At 47.9% G+C, this 16,894-nt stretch carries 11 protein-coding genes; 6 read left to right on the top strand and 5 right to left on the bottom strand.

Annotation, left to right across the window (positions count from 1 at the left end; translation table 11 throughout):
* The first annotated feature begins 63 nt into the window (after nucleotides 1-63).
* Complete coding sequence (locus ACJJIL_RS01820; protein ID WP_445361068.1) at nucleotides 64-1,986, top strand: PhoX family protein; 1,923 nt, start codon at nucleotides 64-66, stop codon at nucleotides 1,984-1,986.
* A gap of 111 nt (nucleotides 1,987-2,097) precedes the next feature.
* The gene (gene pstS, locus ACJJIL_RS01815) at nucleotides 2,098-3,180 is read left to right on the top strand and encodes a phosphate ABC transporter substrate-binding protein PstS (RefSeq protein ID WP_444934259.1); all 1,083 of its coding nucleotides are present in this window, start codon (nucleotides 2,098-2,100) and stop codon (nucleotides 3,178-3,180) included.
* A gap of 1 nt (nucleotide 3,181) precedes the next feature.
* Here pstS and ACJJIL_RS01810 read toward each other — a convergent pair whose 3' ends face one another.
* Complete coding sequence (locus ACJJIL_RS01810; RefSeq protein ID WP_445361067.1) at nucleotides 3,182-5,044, bottom strand: sensor domain-containing diguanylate cyclase; 1,863 nt, start codon at nucleotides 5,042-5,044, stop codon at nucleotides 3,182-3,184.
* A gap of 928 nt (nucleotides 5,045-5,972) precedes the next feature.
* Between ACJJIL_RS01810 and ACJJIL_RS01805 the strand changes: the two genes are divergently transcribed.
* Nucleotides 5,973-6,332 (top strand): putative quinol monooxygenase, encoded by a 360-nt coding sequence (locus ACJJIL_RS01805; RefSeq protein WP_445361066.1) that lies wholly within the window; start codon nucleotides 5,973-5,975, stop codon nucleotides 6,330-6,332.
* 128 nt (nucleotides 6,333-6,460) lie between these two features.
* Here the strand turns inward: ACJJIL_RS01805 and ACJJIL_RS01800 are convergent, their stop codons facing one another.
* Both ACJJIL_RS01800 and ACJJIL_RS01795 read right to left on the bottom strand, forming a co-directional pair.
* Entirely contained in the window at nucleotides 6,461-7,195 is a 735-nt protein-coding gene (locus tag ACJJIL_RS01800; RefSeq protein WP_444892098.1) for a sulfite exporter TauE/SafE family protein, read from the bottom strand.
* Between the two features lie 145 nt (nucleotides 7,196-7,340).
* Entirely contained in the window at nucleotides 7,341-7,949 is a 609-nt protein-coding gene (locus ACJJIL_RS01795; RefSeq protein ID WP_282931144.1) for a MarC family protein, read from the bottom strand.
* Between the two features lie 156 nt (nucleotides 7,950-8,105).
* On the opposite strand from ACJJIL_RS01795, the gene aceK reads away from it, so the two are divergent.
* Both aceK and ACJJIL_RS01785 read left to right on the top strand, forming a co-directional pair.
* Nucleotides 8,106-9,860, top strand: coding sequence for a bifunctional isocitrate dehydrogenase kinase/phosphatase (gene aceK, locus ACJJIL_RS01790; RefSeq protein ID WP_445361065.1), 1,755 nt, complete (start codon nucleotides 8,106-8,108; stop codon nucleotides 9,858-9,860).
* 56 nt (nucleotides 9,861-9,916) lie between these two features.
* A complete protein-coding gene (locus tag ACJJIL_RS01785; protein WP_282931142.1) occupies nucleotides 9,917-10,426 on the top strand; it encodes a hypothetical protein in 510 nt (169 codons plus the stop codon).
* 127 nt (nucleotides 10,427-10,553) lie between these two features.
* On the opposite strand, the gene ppk1 (ACJJIL_RS01780) is transcribed toward ACJJIL_RS01785, so the two are convergent.
* Together ppk1 (ACJJIL_RS01780) and ppk1 (ACJJIL_RS01775) are read right to left on the bottom strand one after the other, a co-directional pair.
* Nucleotides 10,554-12,605: a polyphosphate kinase 1 gene (gene ppk1 / locus ACJJIL_RS01780; protein WP_445361064.1), complete on the bottom strand. Its 2,052-nt coding sequence runs from the start codon at nucleotides 12,603-12,605 to the stop codon at nucleotides 10,554-10,556.
* 358 nt (nucleotides 12,606-12,963) lie between these two features.
* Nucleotides 12,964-15,012: a polyphosphate kinase 1 gene (ppk1, locus tag ACJJIL_RS01775; protein ID WP_444911591.1), complete on the bottom strand. Its 2,049-nt coding sequence runs from the start codon at nucleotides 15,010-15,012 to the stop codon at nucleotides 12,964-12,966.
* 385 nt (nucleotides 15,013-15,397) lie between these two features.
* Between ppk1 (ACJJIL_RS01775) and ACJJIL_RS01770 the strand changes: the two genes are divergently transcribed.
* Complete coding sequence (locus tag ACJJIL_RS01770) at nucleotides 15,398-16,870, top strand: Ppx/GppA phosphatase family protein (RefSeq protein WP_445361063.1); 1,473 nt, start codon at nucleotides 15,398-15,400, stop codon at nucleotides 16,868-16,870.
* Nucleotides 16,871-16,894 lie beyond the last annotated feature (24 nt).

Genomic DNA, 16,894 nt, shown 5'->3' with positions numbered 1-16,894 from the left:
AAGAACCATCAAGGCAATTAACAGTAAAAAGCGTCATATACTGAAGCCAAATATGGAGCAGTCATGAACGAAAGCCCCAAAAACCCAGCACGCCGCTCTCTATTTAAAGTCCTGGGTGGTGTAACCGCCACCGGTACTGTAAGCAGCTTACTACCCGGCTGTAGTGAAAGTGAAAATCCCACACGCAACTCCCTCACCTTTAAAGAAATCCCCCATGGCCTGGATTACCAACACCATCTACCAGAGGGTTATAAATCCACGGTTCTATTGAGGTGGGGAGATCCCTTACATAGAGAGGAAACATCTTTTCAGCCTGAAGAACTTAGCGCCAGTAGCCAGGAACAGCGATTCGGTTACAACAACGATTTTATTGCTTTTATGCCCTTGGCAGCGGGGATCAGTTCAACCCATGGATACCTGCATATACAAAGTAAAAATAGTGATCGCGGGCTTTTATGTGTCAATCACGAATACACCCAGCCCCATCTAATGTTTCCCGGTTATAACGACGAATACAGTGCCACCAGAGGAGTGAGTGCCGAGCATGTGGCCATTGAACAGGCCGCCTGCGGACACTCCATCGTGGAAATTCGAAGAAGTAAACAGGGCTGGAAAGTAGTGGCTGACAGTCCCTATAACCGGCGGATAACTTCTACGACGCCAATGGAAATCACTGGCCCGGCCGCAGGCGACGAACGTTTGAAGACCCACCAAGATCCCAGCGGAACCCAGGTCCTCGGTACCATAGGTAACTGTGCAGGAGGAAAAACCCCATGGGGAACCGTATTAATTGCTGAAGAGGGGTTTGGTGGCGCTTTTCAGGGAGACCCAAAAAAGCTCGAAGATTCCCTGGAGATCGAAAACCATCAACTTTTTGGTATAAAACCGGAAAATCGCAACTGGGGTGACCACGACCGCCGATTTGATATTCAGGTAGAACCCCATGAGCCCAACCGATTCGGCTGGATGGTGGAGTTTGACCCCTATAACCCCCAATCAAAACCGCGCAAACTGACCAGTTTTGGGCGTTTTGAGCACGAAGGCTTTACCCTGGTCTGTAAACCGGGACAACCGATCGTTGCTTACGGCGGCGATGATGATGAACATCAATTTGTCTATCGCTATGTATCCCAAGATAACTATCAGCCCGAAGATCCCGATACAAACCGAAAGCTACTCGTTAATGGCTCGCTCTATGCCGCGCGCTTTGCCGACGATGGCAGTGGCGAATGGCTGCCGCTGATATATGGCCAGGGCCCACTGACCGCAGAGAATGGTTTTCGCAATCAAGCAGATGTAATGATTGATGCGCGCCGCGCAGCCGCGCTACTGGGAGCCACGCCAATGGATCGGCCGGAGGACGTGGAGACTAACCCCCACAATGATTGCACCTATGTAATGCTGACCAAAAACAAGAAGCGCAGCGATACCGATGCCGCCAACCCCCGCGCCCGCAATACTGCCGGCCATGTATTGGAAATAGCGCCCCCCGGGAAGAAGGGAAACCGCAACCACACAAGCGCACAATTTCAGTGGCAGCAATTTCTACTTGGCGGAAATCCCAATGCTGAAAACCCCGCTGAAAGGGGCGCCTATGGACAGCAGTCCCCTTACGATATCTCTGAGCACGGCTGGTTTGCCAATCCCGATAACGTTGCTTTCGACCCCAGGGGCAATATGTGGATTGCTACTGATGGCTGTGAGCGCTTTGGGTTCCACGATGGACTTTGGGCAATGGCTACTGAAGGGCCTTTGCGAGCGGCACCCAAGCATTTTTTTGGCTGCCCCCAAGGGGCTGAGGTATGCGGGCCGGAATTTACCCCCGACGGAAAAACACTATTTATTGCTGTGCAGCACCCCGCCGATTCACGCAACTCAACTTATGACAATCCCCTGCACCGGTGGCCAGATAATAATCCCCAGTTACCACCTCGGCCGTCGGTACTGGCCATCTACCGCGAGGACGACCAAATAGTCGGTAGCTAGGCAATTGATATGACGAACCAGGGACCCTGCTAAAATTTTAATCTAAAGCAGTTTTCGGCCTCTCATCCCGCCTATAGGCAGGTTGCCAGAGGCCTATAAGCCGAGGTCCCTATGATATCGAGGTGTGCAACCCTTTTACGCCGCCTTACCGCCGTGCTGGCAACTGCCAGTTTTATCCTTGCCGCCACACCGGGATCTGCCCAGGTACCGGAAAATCCGGTCAATCTCCGGGGCAGTGGCGCCAGTTTCCCCTACCCAATCTATGTAGAGTGGTTTCGGCAGTTCACCCATCGGGAAAACAACATATTTATTTTCTACGAGATGAGCAGTAGCGGTGATGGCATCAGAGACTTTCTCGGTCACACAGTCGATTTTGCCGCCTCAGATGCTGCTATTGAGATCGATGAGTTACGCAACCTAAAAGGTGGTGGCGTGGTACTGCCGGTTACTGCTGGGGAAGTGGTACTGGTATTTAACCTCCCCGGGATCGATAATCTAAAACTGTCCAGGGAAGCTTATGTGGGGATTTTTCTGGGGGAAATCACCCACTGGGATGATCCCAAGATTGCAGCTGTAAATCCCGATATCAAGTTGCCAAGGGATGAGATCACCGTTGTTACCCGTTCTGAAAGTTCGGGTACCTCCTATATTTTTTCTGGGCATATGAGCAGTGTGAGTCAAGAGTTTCGCGAAAAAATTGGTTTGGACAGAACACCCAGTTGGCCAAAACTGCCCAGATTTAAAAGAGCGCCGGGCAATCAAGGCGTAGCCGCTAAAGTAAGAAAGAAAGTTGGGGCCATTGGCTATGTGGAGCACGGATTTGCTCAACTGGTAAACCTACCTGTGGCTTCACTGGAAAACCACGCGGGAAACTATATTGCCGCAGGCCCCAAGAGCGGAGCAGAGGCTCTTTCAGAGATTGAATTTCCAAAAGCATCACTACCAATTAGTGGAGCTCCCAACCTAATCGCCTGGATTTGGGACCCCAAAGGAGAAACAGCCTATCCCATTACCAGTTTTTCCTGGCTGTTGCTCTACGCAGACCAGGATGATCAAAAAGCACAGGCATTAAGGCAAATGCTGGTCTTTATGTTGAGTAACGCATCCCAAAGCCAGGCCGGAAGCTTGGGCCTGGTGCCCCTTCCGGAGAATATACGTCAAAAAGTACTCAATGCCGTTACCTACGTGCGCTAATTTACGTAGCTTCAGCGCACTCCACAATACGATTACGTCCAGCGCGTTTGGCCTGATACAACGCAGAGTCTGCCCGTCGCATTAGCTCCAGGATATCTTCTCGCCCCTGCAGACGGGCTATGCCAATACTTGCGGTAAACTGGGCTTGCCCAACTGCACTTTTAATCACGATTTTAGCGATATCCCGGTGTATACGATTGGCAACCTTCATAGCTCCTTCGACATTGGAGCTGAGTACTAGCGCGAATTCCTCCCCACCAATACGCCCGAAGATATCCACATCCCGCACGTGTTGAGAAATTACTCGGGCAGTCGCACAGAGTGCCTGATCGCCGATTAAGTGGCCATGAATATCATTAACAGATTTAAAATTGTCGATATCCAGCATTAATACACACAATGGCATTTGGTTATTAATTGCCACAGCCACCAGATTACTGGCCTCTTCGAAAAAGCAGCGGCGATTAAAAATACCTGTTAGCGGGTCTGTGCGCGCCTCCTCTTCAGCCTTGGCTTTAGCGTACTCCAATTCCTGTGTGCGAAGTTTTACCTGTTGCTCCAGCTCAGTTCTCGAGGCTTCCAGGTGTAGTAGATACCTTTTTTCTGCAGTCTCTTTTTGTTGCCTTAAACGTTTTACCAGTAATCCGATAGCTATCATTATTGCCAACATCTCAACAAAAGAGGCAACCGGGGGCCAATAGTAATTAATTGGATTGTGCACCACATAACCGAGATCCCTCATCGCCTGCACCAAAAGCCCCAACACCAAAACGCTCCAGGCTAATGCAAAAACGGCCGCAGAAGTATCCCCCTGTCGCCAACGCACCAATGCGACAACAACAACGCCAGGATAGAAAAACAGAGCGAGCATCATGGAAATGTGCCCCAGAGCCTCCCACTGCAGTACAACGCAAATAACCAGGAATAAACCGTTGAGTAGAATTAATTTTAAAAAGTAATCCAGTCTTGGGGTGTACTTTGCCGTTTCAAGAAAGTATCGGGCAAAAAGAATTCCGGTCAGAATCGCCACAGCACTACTAATCGATTGATAGCGCCAATCAAATTGTTCTTGGAACAAATATTGGTGGGTATATCCCAGTAAAGATCCCCACACCCAAATTTTCGTTACGGAATATAACGAGTATAGATACAGGATATTCTTACGCGCAGTAATAGCACCAATCAGCGCAAGAATGGCCATCAAAAAATAACCACCAAAAAGAAATGACGTTAAAATGGCCTCAGCCTTACTCCTCTCTTCAAGTTGTTCAGGTCGCCAAATACGCATACTGGGAAAGGCAACACCTAAAACTCCAACATCAAATTTAACCATCATTTCCTTTGATGCGAAGGGGGGGATTTCCAATGGAAAAGCAAAGCGATGATGCCTGATTTTTCGACTGGAAAAAGGCTGATTCGCAGACAGACTTGCCAGCTCCGTATAAGGTTGACTGCCGCCCTGAATCCTAGAAAAGGCCGTCAGCCCATCGAGCTGGTTATCCACATATTCAATTGAGACATAAACTGTTTCACTACTGGAGTTTTTTAATATGAAGTGAGACCAGAAGGCTCCAGATTTAAGTCCGGTAGATCCAGCAGTTCCCAGGGGAAGAAAAAGTTTATTTTTGTAAGATTTTTCAGCTTCAACAATGTTTCCAAACCCCGATGGATCATGCCAAATTGCATTTAGGCCACTCGGTTTACTTCCTCCGTCCAACAAGGTGATATCCACAACCGTATGGGGGTAACTGGGCATAGAAAGAAGTATGGCGAACATCAGCACTGCATAACAAACCAAACGGTAGTGCCATTTAGAGCCACCCTTTTGAGTCCACAGTTCAAATTCACCAATTGTTTTTTTCATTCTTACTATGTAGATACGCAACAATTTCCGTCTTCATAAAGACCAAATCAGTCATAATGGATACTGACTTCCAAAGTGAATTGATAATGCTTGTTGTATTTCAGAGAAATAGCTTCCATACAAGAAAGTCATCAATTCATACTTAAATAAAATAGCTATGTATGAATTCTACAAGTCCGCACCTGTACAAAAAACACACTAGTAAGGACTTTAAATTATCAGGTACAACTTTTTTCTACTCCCCCTATTTGGCAGTTTCACTCTTCATTTATCAAGCGCTTAAGTAATGTGTTTTATGCCTTTTAGCTTGAAATAAGGGTACACAGGCTGTTACGCCGTCTTACACCTTGGGACTAATCCTTAAAATCAAGTATTAATTAGGAGAGACAAAGAATACAAAATCTTAAATGCGCCAAAGAGAAAATTCCTGTTAACGATTACATTTGACTACCCACATCAAATTTAAATATTGTCTCTAGAACGCTAAATTTAGAAATTGTTGCTGATCCGGGGATCTCATCGTTGTTTACCAATCAGTACATATAGAAAATATGCCACTCTTAAATATTAAGGAGCCTCTAAAGAACAGCTGAATACAATTGGGCTTATCTCACAACACAAGTATTGAACCCTCCCTTAGACCAAACAATGAACCGCTAGTCATTCCTCAAGCAGGTTTCTGATATAAGGAGCCCGGTGAATTTCAGTGCAACTGGAGAGCTATCAAATAGCTAGCCTTACCAAACTAGACGCCACGATGTCGTCTACAATATCTAGGACCATCGCTTGATCTTCTTCCTGAGTAGAGCAGTTACTCCCCCTCTAGTATTTAGCGGCGGGTTGCTTATCAGTCAGCATGCTCCCAGGGTCTAAAATTTGTTGCTCTACTACTTATGTCAAAGCCTCTTAAACCGTATTGGAGATACTTATGTTTAATAATGTTGGCTGGATTGTGGAAGCGAAAATAAAGAACGGACAGGAGCAGGCCTTTAAGTCAATTGTTGATGAAATGGTAGAGATAATCTCGCAGCAAGAAACGGGGACACTGAATTATCAGTACTATATTTCTGATAGTGGAGAAATTATTGTATACGAGCATTTCAAGGATGTAAGTGCCGCACATAAACATGTGGATACCTGGGAGAATTATTCAGAGCGCTGGCTCAAGACGGCAGAACCCACTCGCGTCATCTATTTAGGCGATCTTCCCAAAGATCTTCAGGCACGCCATACAGGCCTAACCCCCCAGCAGTATCACACCTATGCAGGATTCGAACGCAGTCATTAATAAACTAGATATAAAAAATTATACTAATTCTTATGATGATAGTATTGTAATTAGGGGACCGAATTTTAATTCTTTGCTTTCCAAACGGTTAGTTTTAGCAATAAATTATAAATACTATCCCTATAAATCTAAGCCATGTCATAAAGCGCTTTTATCACTAGTACCAAGCCACACAAGAACATTACCAATAGAGTGTATTTCCTAAACTTTTTAAAGCTGACCTGATTCAATCTCCTTTTCGCGAGGGTTACACCAATAATCCCCCCAAGCCCAGCCGCCACACCATAGAATGCCAACTCTAGGGATACCGCCGAGAATGTAATATAAGTTCCCAGCTTTACAAGCTGCATTAACAGCCCATTAAAGGCCTTAGTGGCTATCAGGGATTCTTTCTCGAGGCCATAATTCAGCAAGAAAGGGTTCTTAAGCGGACCCATTGCCCCAATAAGACCGGAAGCAAAAGCGGTCACCAATCCCAAAGGTAAAAAATAGGGAAGTGACATGGGAAAAGATCTTTCCCTATGGCCAAAGCGATACTGAAGTATCGTGGACATTAAAAAAAGCCCAACCACTATTTGTATCCACTCTGGGGACATCTGTGTATAGGAATATGCACCTAGCAATGCCCCGACTAAGCTTCCCGGGGTAAGCCAGCGTACTACCCGCCAATCAATATAGGACCAAAAAATCAGGGCCCGGTAGGGCGAAGCCAGGCACTTGGCAATGGTTACCGTTGGTGCAACCAGGTGTGGGCCAACGATAAAGCTAATCACTGGAACAAGGAGCAGTGCCCCGCCCCCGGCCGCAAGCGTGCTGATATACCAAATCAAGACGCCAAAAATCAGCAGCAATAGCTCTATCATTTTACCGCTTCAGAAGTCCCAAAATCACAGTGAATAAAGTAGAAATTCAGGCTTGGGCGCAATTCCAACACTAACCGGCAATCCAATACTCTCTCTAGAAGAAACGCAGCCTTAGCTCAACCAGTACAAAACCAAATGCCAGTAGTTAAATTGAAAAGAACTGCTGAATCCCGACAAGTACATTGGTTGTTGCTACTGAGGCCAGGATCAGCCCCATAACGCGACTTACGATACTGGCCCCGGCATCACCAATAAATCGATATATCCAGTTGGCAGTTAGCAGCAGCAATATCACTATCGCCAACACCGCTATCATGGCAGATGCTGTACTCAGCTGATGAACCACATCAAATCGATGGTTATCTGTAAGTACCACAGCCGCGAGCATGGCTCCGGGTGAGGCAATGGAGGGCACCGCAAGAGGGAAAATCGCTGTCTCATGCCCCTCACGGATGATTTCTATCTCCTGCTCTGGCTTGCTCTCACCAAATATCATGGTTAAGGCAAACAGGAACAGGACGACGCCTCCAGCTACCTGAAATGCAGAAAGGGGCACGCCAATCGCCTCGAGGAAGAATTGCCCTGCGACCAAAAAGAACAACAAGATCCCGGTGGCAACGAGTACTGCCAGCCAGGCTATCCTGCGCTTTTGCCACTCTGCATGTCGTGAAGTGACTGCGATAAACACTGGCAGAGTACCCACCGGGTCAATCACAGCAAAGAAAAAGACAAAGCTACTGATCCAATCGTTCAATTGGGACTCCGACGTGCCGTGCTACTATCCGCTTAATTAGAGCCCCAGGCAGTATGGGCAGGACCGGAGCGAGGTGTGCTTAGGGGGTCCAACGCCGTTATCTACGGTAACTGCTGGCGCAAGCATAACTTGTAACTTAGAAAAAAAGTCTAGTGCATGACGAATCACTCACCGACCGCCCGACGCATCGCTAAAACCATCCTCAATGGTTTTGACGCCTATTTCGCAGACTATCAGAACATCACTTTGGGCGCCAAGGCCCGTTTTGAAACCGCCTCCTGGCAAGCGGCACATGAGGCCAATAAAGCCCGGATCGATCTTTACAAAACCAAGGTCACCCAAGTGGTGGACCTGGTCCATTCGGTAACCAGCAAGGACACCAGCCAGCTGGAGCTGTGGCGTGATGCCCGCGCCACTTATGCACAGCTGATTGCCAATCACAGCAATTATGAGATCGCCGAGACCTTTTTTAACTCGGTGTTTTGCAGCCAGTTTCACCACACCAACATTCACGACAGCAATATCTTCGTCAAGCCGTCCCGAGCACCGGAAGACAAACCGCTACGGGATTACAGCATCTATATCAGTTACAGCGGCCGCCACGGCCTCGAGTGTATGATCGAAGATATTCTCAAGGATTTCAGCTTCTCCACGCCTTGGGAGAATATGGAGCGCGACATTGCCCATATCTGCGAATCCCTGCGCAGTGCACCTCTGGCCAATGTGGACAACGAGAAACACTTGCGGGTGGATATGCTGGAGTCTGTTTTCTACCGTAACAAAGCAGCCTATCTGGTGGGGCGTATTATCCTTAACGGCGAAGTTATCCCCATGATCCTGCCCTGCCTAAACAACGGGCGCGGCGGTATTTTTGTGGACACCCTTATCTACAATAACGACTCCGCCAGTATCATTTTCAGCTTTACCCGTTCCTACTTTATGGTGGATGCGCCAATCCCCTCCCGCTTTGTGCGCTTCCTGTCCACCATTATGCCGCTCAAGGAGAAGTCTGAGCTTTACAACTCTATCGGCTTCCACAAACACGGTAAGACCGAGTTCTACCGCCATATCCTCGCCCATATGAAGGTCAGTAACGACAAGTTTGTTATTGCACCTGGCATTAAAGGGATGGTGATGAGTGTATTCACTTTGCCCTCCTACCCGGTGGTATTTAAAGTCATTAAAGATGAGTTCGACCAGCCGAAAACTGTCACCGAGAAGATCGTAAAGGAAAAGTACAAGTTCGTATCCCGCTCTGACCGTGTCGGCCGTATGGCTGACACCCAGGAGTACTCTTACTTTATTTTCTACCGCAATCGCTTCAGTGAAGAGCTGATCAAAGAACTGCAGGAAGTGGCGCCATCAAAACTGATCATTGATGAGAAGCGGGTCATCATCAAACATCTATATGTAGAGCGGCGTATGGAACCGCTTAACCTCTACCTGCAACACGCCAATGAAGAGCAAACCAAGGAGGCCATGGAAGAGTATGGCAATGCCATCAAACAACTGGCAGCCGCGAATATCTTCCCAGGCGACATGTTGCTGAAAAACTTTGGGGTTACCCGTCACGGGCGGGTAGTCTTCTACGATTACGATGAACTCTGCCCATTGACGGAATGTAACTTCCGCAAGATTCCCGAAGCTCATACCTCTGAGCAGGAGCTGGCCGACAAGCCCTGGTATACCGTCGCAGAAGCCGACGTCTTCCCGGAAGAATTCCGCCTGTTCTTCTCTGGCAATCCCACCGCGCGCGCTGCATTCGAAAAGCAGCACGGCGATTTATACAACTATCGCTTCTGGAAACTCTTACAAGATCGTATTCGCGCCGGACATGTGGAGAGTGCTTTCCCCTATCGACGCAAGTGGCGTTTCCCGCGCCGCTCCCATAACCGTGCACAACAAAAGTAGACGACCAATCTATGACTATATTGGTAGGAGGACTTTTTCAAGGGAGCGGATAATCCGTGCATATTTTTCGCTGGGCTCTAGTTGCCGCAACTTATACCCTGCTGACGACCAGCGGTTGCGGCTATTTCCCCAGCGAGATGTCCATCCCCGGCAAGCTCCCTCCAGCAAAACGCCCACCACCTTACGCACGAATCACAGGAAAACCCCATGTGGTCAGCTGTGCAACCCCCGCCCGGGGGTTTCCAACCCTGTCCTTTGATGAGGTCTTTACTTTTACTGAAAACCCACGCCAACCCTTCGTAGAGTCATATGGCCTTCCCCAACAGTTCGATGTAATCGGCTATGTATGGGGCAGTGAGAGGTGTACACCAGCGGCCTTCTGTAACTATGGAGACTATTACCAGCTGCTGGGACGCGGACCCAGAGGCGACTTTGCAACTTGGATTTCCACCCCGCAATATCCCCGTATTACAATTCAATCCCCCTGCGGCCAGCGACTGAAGGTGGGCCAGGGGTATCGCTTTTCATTTAGTGATGGACAACTGGTGGGATTTAGCCCCAACTAAAGAAAAGAGTTGCCACTAGTGTGAGTAGACCGTATTTGAAACATAACGTGGATATACTCACTTAAGCCTGTAAAGCTTCTATGCTCCATACACTCTTGAGCCCCACACTGCTTTACTTCTGTCCTTTTTAGTACCTCTGGGAATGCTTCTTCAAGTAGCGATAAATAGCGTCCTGGGCCCGACAGCCCCTATTCCCCTCATTAGCCAATCTGGTATTGGTTTGACCGGCATCAATTAAGCGGGCCTTCTGATTATCATGCCACTGTAATTCCATGATCTTCTTAATGGTTCGGAGGTGTCGAGAATTGGTTACCGGATAAGTGACTTCGATCCGTTGATCCAGACAGCGGTTTTTCAGGTTCGCAGAGGACATCCACATCAGTTCATCACCACCATTATGAAACACATAAATCCTTGCGTGCTCCAGAAACTTATCCACCAAACTGATCACCTTAATGTTGTCGGATAATCCAGGGGTGTCGCATACCAAAGAGCACTCACCGCGAACGAGTAATCGAATCTCTACTCCCGCAGCGCTCGCCCGATAAAGGTGGGCAATCAGTTTACTGTCTATCAGGCTGTTGCACTTAAAGAATATACCAGCTTTACGCCCAGCAAGGGCCGCCTCTATTTCCCGGTCTATGGCCTGCTCAAAGGAACTTCTCAATGAGAAAGGAGAAACGATTATATGCTTGAAAACCTGTTTTGTATTGGGGAATCGCATAAATTCAAACAAGTTATAGATGTCGCGCCCAACTCCCTGATCATTAGTTAATACACTGAAATCACAGTAGACACGGGCAGTACTCTCGTTAAAATTCCCTGTTCCCAACTGGGTATAAAAACGATTCTTTCCCTGCTCACGGCGAACTACAGAAATTAACTTCGCATGAACCTCCATTTCAGGAACGCCGTAAACAACCAATACTCCTGCTTCTATTAATTTACGGGACCAATAAATATTGGCTTTTTCATCAAAACTCGCCCGCAATTCAACAACCGCAATTACTTTTTTATTATTTCTAGCCGCATTAATTAACGCCGCGATTACCCTTGAGTTTTTCGCCATTCGATACAAGGTAATACGTATCTCTTTTACCAGCGGGTCAATAGAGGCCGAAGCAAGGAAATTTGTTATTGCCCAAAAATCATGGTACGGATAACAGAACAATCCATCATCGTCTTGCAATTGGTCAAAAATATTTTCACTGGTGGATAAAGCCAAGAGCGGTGCCGGCCTTCTATACCGACAACTTTTGGAGTCTGGAGCAAAGCCCATAAGATCTTTGGAGTTGTGATAACGCCCACCAGGGGTATAACTATCCCTGGACCCCATCTTCAGCTTTTTCTTAATCAGCTCCAACAGTGTATTAGGCATTTCCATGTCGTAAGCAAGACGTACCGGCTCTGCACGCTTACGCTGTTTGAGCGACCGTTCAACACGTTCGAGAATATCCCGGTTGACGTACTCCCCCAGTTCAATATCTGCATCCCGACTTATCTTGAACATATATGCCTTGGCAGAAAGAATAGGCAGGACATTGCGGAAGACTTCTTCCAGGCACACTCGAATAATATTATCCAGAACGATGTAAACTTTCTCTTTCCTGCCTTGGCGCGATGGGATTTCCAGGAAGCGGGGAAGAATAGCAGTGGGAATCTCCATAACTGCATATCTGTTTGGCTCCCCTTTTAAATTCAGAGTGATAGCGAAATAGATATTGTTGTCACTCAGCAATGGCATTGCTGATCTGCCATCGATAAAAAAAGGCTCTAACTCCGGTAAAACCAGGCTATGGAAATAATTTTTTACAAATCCCAACTGATGGCTATTTAAGCTATCTTCTCGAACAAGATAAATACTATGTTTTTTCAACCCCGATAACACTTTGACATAAGCTTCGGCATAGCGCTTTTCAAGCGTCAAAATACGATCATTAATAGTTTTCAATAGCTGGGAAAAGTGCTCCCTCTGCCCCACACCAGAATCAATACTCGCCAACCTCCGCACACCAGCCACCTTAATGCGGAAAAACTCATCCATATTCTGGGAGAAAATTCCGAGAAAGTGTACCCGTTCGATAGCTGGGACTGTTTCATCCTCGGCTTCCTGTAGTACTCGTTCATTAAAAGATAGCCAGCTTAATTCGCTGGGAAATAGAGGAATATCATTCAGCATAGATAGAGCACTTCACCAACGCTTCTACTATTAACCACCAAAATCCAGATACCAGCCTCCCCAAATCCGCCCTACTGGTACAGAGCTTAAAATCTGGCTAACTATAAAATAATAGAACAAGGTGACAGCGTATTTTTGGATTCACTCCTTGTGATATCGGTTCTAAAACCAACATTAGAGTTTCTATCTTGGTAGCGGGGTCCATAAATAAAGGAAAGATGCACTCTGTCAAGAGTGAAGCCCAAACTGGGTAGAATAAAAATGTTAGCAGTGCAAATGCTATTTGTGACCCCACAGACAAACTGAAGGGTCACCTTTTAATACAGGAAAGGTCTGCAGCCCATTACTGCGGTCTATACTATTCCGCCTCGCGCTGCTTTAAAAAGCGATAGATGGCATCCTGGGATCGACAACCTTTTCGTCCCTCATTAGCTAACTTGGAATTTGTTTGCTTGGCATCAATCAGCCGCGCCTTCTGATTATCACTCCACTGCAATTCCATAATTTTGCGAACTGTAGCCTGGTGCTCCGGATTCATAAGCGGGAAAGTGACTTCAACTCGCTGATCCAGGTTTCGTTTCATCAGGTCCGCCGAAGACAACCACATCAGCTCATCACCACCATTGTGAAAAATATAGACCCGGGCATGCTCCAGGTACTTATCAACCAAACTGATAATACGAATATTGTCTGATACGCCCGGAGTTTCACAAACCAATGCACACATCCCACGAACGATAATACGAATTTTTACCCCTGCGGCACTGGCGCGATACAGCTGCTCAATAATCTGACTATCCACAAGGTTATTACACTTGAAAAACAGCGCCGCTTCCTTCCCTGCCTGGGCGGCATCAATTTCACGATCTATCGCCGCAGTAATCGCATCCCGATAGAAAAATGGTGAAGTGATAATACGTTTAAAAGAAGGGCGCTTACGCGGTGCCTGCATAAACTCAAATACATTGTACACGTCCCTACCCAGCTCCTGGTTATTGGTCAATAAGCTAAAATCACAATAGACCTTCGCTGTATTCTCATTAAAGTTACCGGTGCCAAGATGGCTGTAGAAACGGTCTTTGCCATCCTCGCGGCGAAGCACAGAAATTAACTTGCAGTGTACTTTGAGGTTGGGCATGCCATACACTACATTCACTCCGGCATCGCTCAACTCATGGGACCAGTGGATATTGGCCTTTTCATCAAAGCGCGCCCGCAACTCCACCACCGCAGTCACTTTTTTGTTATTGCGAACCGCATTAACCAGAGCCGCAACTACACGGGAGTTCTTTGCTACCCGGTAGAGATTAATCCGAATTTCTTTAACCTGGGGGTCTAGTGCGGCAGATGCCAGGAAATTGACAATTGCATGGAAGTCATAATAGGGATAATAATAAAGCCGATCCCCTGCGCACAGCTGTGAAAATACACTTTCATTTTTCGGTAAGGCTGGCAGAGGTGTGAGGCGCTTATAGCGAAGTCGGGCGGATTCTCCCGGGAATTTCATCAGATCTTTGGAGTTGTGATAACGCCCACCGGGGGTATAGGTATCATAACGACCCATTTTCAGTTTCTTCTTCACCAACTCCAGCAGAGCCTCAGGCATATCGCCATCGTAGGCCATACGCACCGGATCTGCGCGCTTTCTCTTTTTTAGTGAGCGCTCCATTCGATCGAGAATATTCTGGGTTACCTCTTCACTTAACTCCAACTCAGCATCGCGACTGATCTTAAAGGTATAGGCGCTGGCTTTAGCGATAGGCACCACATGGCGAAATATTTCTTTAAGGCATCCCCGGATAATATTATCGAGAACGATGTAGACTTTCTCCCGCTTCCCCTCCCGTGGAGGAATCTCCACAAAGCGGGGAAGTGTATCCGTAGGAATCTCCATTGCCACATAGCGCTCGGTACCATCATCCAATTCAAGTGCTATCGCAAAATAGATACTGGTTTCATTAATCAATGGCATGGGCTTGCGCCCATCGATAAAGAATGGCTCCAACTCCGGCAGCACTTCCCGGTGAAAGTAACTTTCTACAAACTGGCGCTGGTTATCGCTAAGCGAAGTCTCCCTAACCACATGGATATCATGCTTTGCCAGATCCTTTAAAGCTTTGTTATAGGCCTTCGCATAGCGCAACTGTAACCTCAACACTCGATTATTAATCGATTGCAATAGATTACTGTAATATTCCTTCTTTTCTCCGCCAACGGAAAAGGCTGCTAAACGACGTACCGCTGCAACATGCACACGGAAAAACTCATCCAGGTTATTAGAGAAGATTCCCAAAAAATGTACGCGCTCAATAACAGGCACACTTTCATCTTCCACCTCCTGTAAAACACGCTCGTTAAATGAAAGCCAGCTCAACTCTTTGGGAAATAGAGGCACATCGTTAGACATTGCAAAACCATAAAACGCACCCAGTATCTGACGGCAGTTTAAAAATCCAGATTATTCTGGAAGCGGCCTTAACACGGGGCTGAGGGTCAAGATTAAGTAAAGAAATATGCCACTGAAATGTGGCTGTGAGCAAGCGCCTATAGCAATATAACGATCTAGTATGGCTTCACAGTTTTCTGCCACACTGTTTCAGTCCATAAATTGGCACAAATAAATAAAAAATATCTTTTATTTATAAAAGATATTTAATAATTTTGTAACACTTTTATAGGTGGCGCCTTTTTGGTGCGCTGTAAATAGACTGCACCCACTATTGGACTGAAAAGTGGCAAAATGAATAATAGAGCGTCCGACTCCATACATTAGCGCTTTCAGCGGGATATTGATGCAAGCTCCAAACGAACGCTATGCCGCCCTAGATTTGGGCTCAAACAGTTTTCATCTGCTCCTGGCGGAATTTCGCGATCAGCGCATGGTACGCCTGCACACAGACAGAGCCATGGTGCGCCTGGCCGAGGGTCTGGATATTAACCACCACTTGGACCCAGCGGTAACCGAACGGGCCCTGGCTGCTCTGCAACGCTTTCAACCAGTGATGGATAAACTGCCCCTCGACCATGTGCGTGTCGTGGGTACAAATACACTGCGTATGGCTGCGGCCAATGCCGATGGCTTTTTGGAAGAAGTGGAATCAATACTCGGTGTGCCAGTGGAAATTATCAGCGGTATCGAGGAGGCCCGCCTGATCTTCACCGGGGTTCTCGCCGCCGCCAATGGCCCCCCTCGCTTGCGCTGCATTATTGATATTGGCGGTGGCTCCACGGAGCTGGTTCGCGGTGGTGATACTCCACAGCAACTGGAAAGCCTGGATATAGGCTGTGTTTCCTACAGTAAACGTTTCTTCGCCGATGGCCTGATCAGCCGCAACACTGTAAACCACTTCCAGCGCGCGCGGCGAGCGGCGCGGGCCGAATTGCAGGAGCTACAGCATATTGCCGAAGGCGCGGAAGTTACCGGTTGCTCCGGGACTATCAAAGCGGTTGCCAGGATTTGCAATGATGGTGAAGTAAAGGCGATCAAGCGAGGGGATATCGATCAGCTTGCGCACCGGGTTTCCTCCGCCAAACATATCACGGACCTGGATTTACCCTACCTGGATGAAGAGCGTCGCCCAGTTTTCGCTGCCGGCCTGGCGATACTGCATGCAATATTCTGCGAACTCGACATTATGCGTATGGAAGTCTCCCCCTATGCAATCCGCGAGGGCATTGTGCACGACTTGGCCGGGCGCTTGCACGGCGGGGATCGACGTGCAGATACGATTGCCGCCATGGTAGAGCGCTGGCAGGTAGATACCAACCAGGCTAAGCGTGTCAGTTCCTCCTCACTCAAGCTCCTGCAGCAGTTGCGCCCCCAGTACCCACCAGAAGGCAAGGTGCGACTGCACTGGGCTATCCAGTTGCACGAAACCGGCCTGGCCCTAACTCACAGCAGCTTCCGCAAGCTGGGGGCCTATATGGTTAAACACGCCGATATGGCCGGATTTGCCAAAAGTGAACAGGAGCACCTGGCCTACCTGGTGCAAAACCAACGGGGAAGAATCAAGCCGCCACGGGAGCACTATGGCTTCCATCCCAGCCCAGATCTTCTGTTATGCCTGCGCCTCGGATGTATTATTCACCGGGACCGCACCGAACGCAGCCTGGATGGCTTAAAGCTATATGACCAGGGAGACGCCTATCACCTGGAAGCCGATCAACAGTGGCTGGAGGATAGCCCGGCAATTGCAGAATTGCTGGAGCAGGAAGAGCAACACTGGCGCTCACAGAATCGGCCCCTACAGATAACGGCGGTGTAAGAGCCTGGGGCCCTTGTGAGCCAC

It is taken from the genome of Microbulbifer maximicatervae (SeqCode) (genome assembly GCF_052468095.1).
This window is presented reverse-complemented; position numbering and strand designations above follow the sequence as displayed.

Coding starts and splice junctions, on each gene's coding strand:
- ACJJIL_RS01820 (WP_445361068.1), top strand. CDS start 64: ATGAACGAAAGCCCCAAAAACCCAGCACGCCGCTCTCTATTTAAAGTC.
- pstS (WP_444934259.1), top strand. CDS start 2,098: ATGATATCGAGGTGTGCAACCCTTTTACGCCGCCTTACCGCCGTGCTG.
- ACJJIL_RS01810 (WP_445361067.1), bottom strand. CDS start 5,044: ATGAAAAAAACAATTGGTGAATTTGAACTGTGGACTCAAAAGGGTGGC.
- ACJJIL_RS01805 (WP_445361066.1), top strand. CDS start 5,973: ATGTTTAATAATGTTGGCTGGATTGTGGAAGCGAAAATAAAGAACGGA.
- ACJJIL_RS01800 (WP_444892098.1), bottom strand. CDS start 7,195: ATGATAGAGCTATTGCTGCTGATTTTTGGCGTCTTGATTTGGTATATC.
- aceK (WP_445361065.1), top strand. CDS start 8,106: ATGACGAATCACTCACCGACCGCCCGACGCATCGCTAAAACCATCCTC.
- ppk1 (WP_445361064.1), bottom strand. CDS start 12,605: ATGCTGAATGATATTCCTCTATTTCCCAGCGAATTAAGCTGGCTATCT.
- ppk1 (WP_444911591.1), bottom strand. CDS start 15,012: ATGTCTAACGATGTGCCTCTATTTCCCAAAGAGTTGAGCTGGCTTTCA.
- ACJJIL_RS01770 (WP_445361063.1), top strand. CDS start 15,398: ATGCAAGCTCCAAACGAACGCTATGCCGCCCTAGATTTGGGCTCAAAC.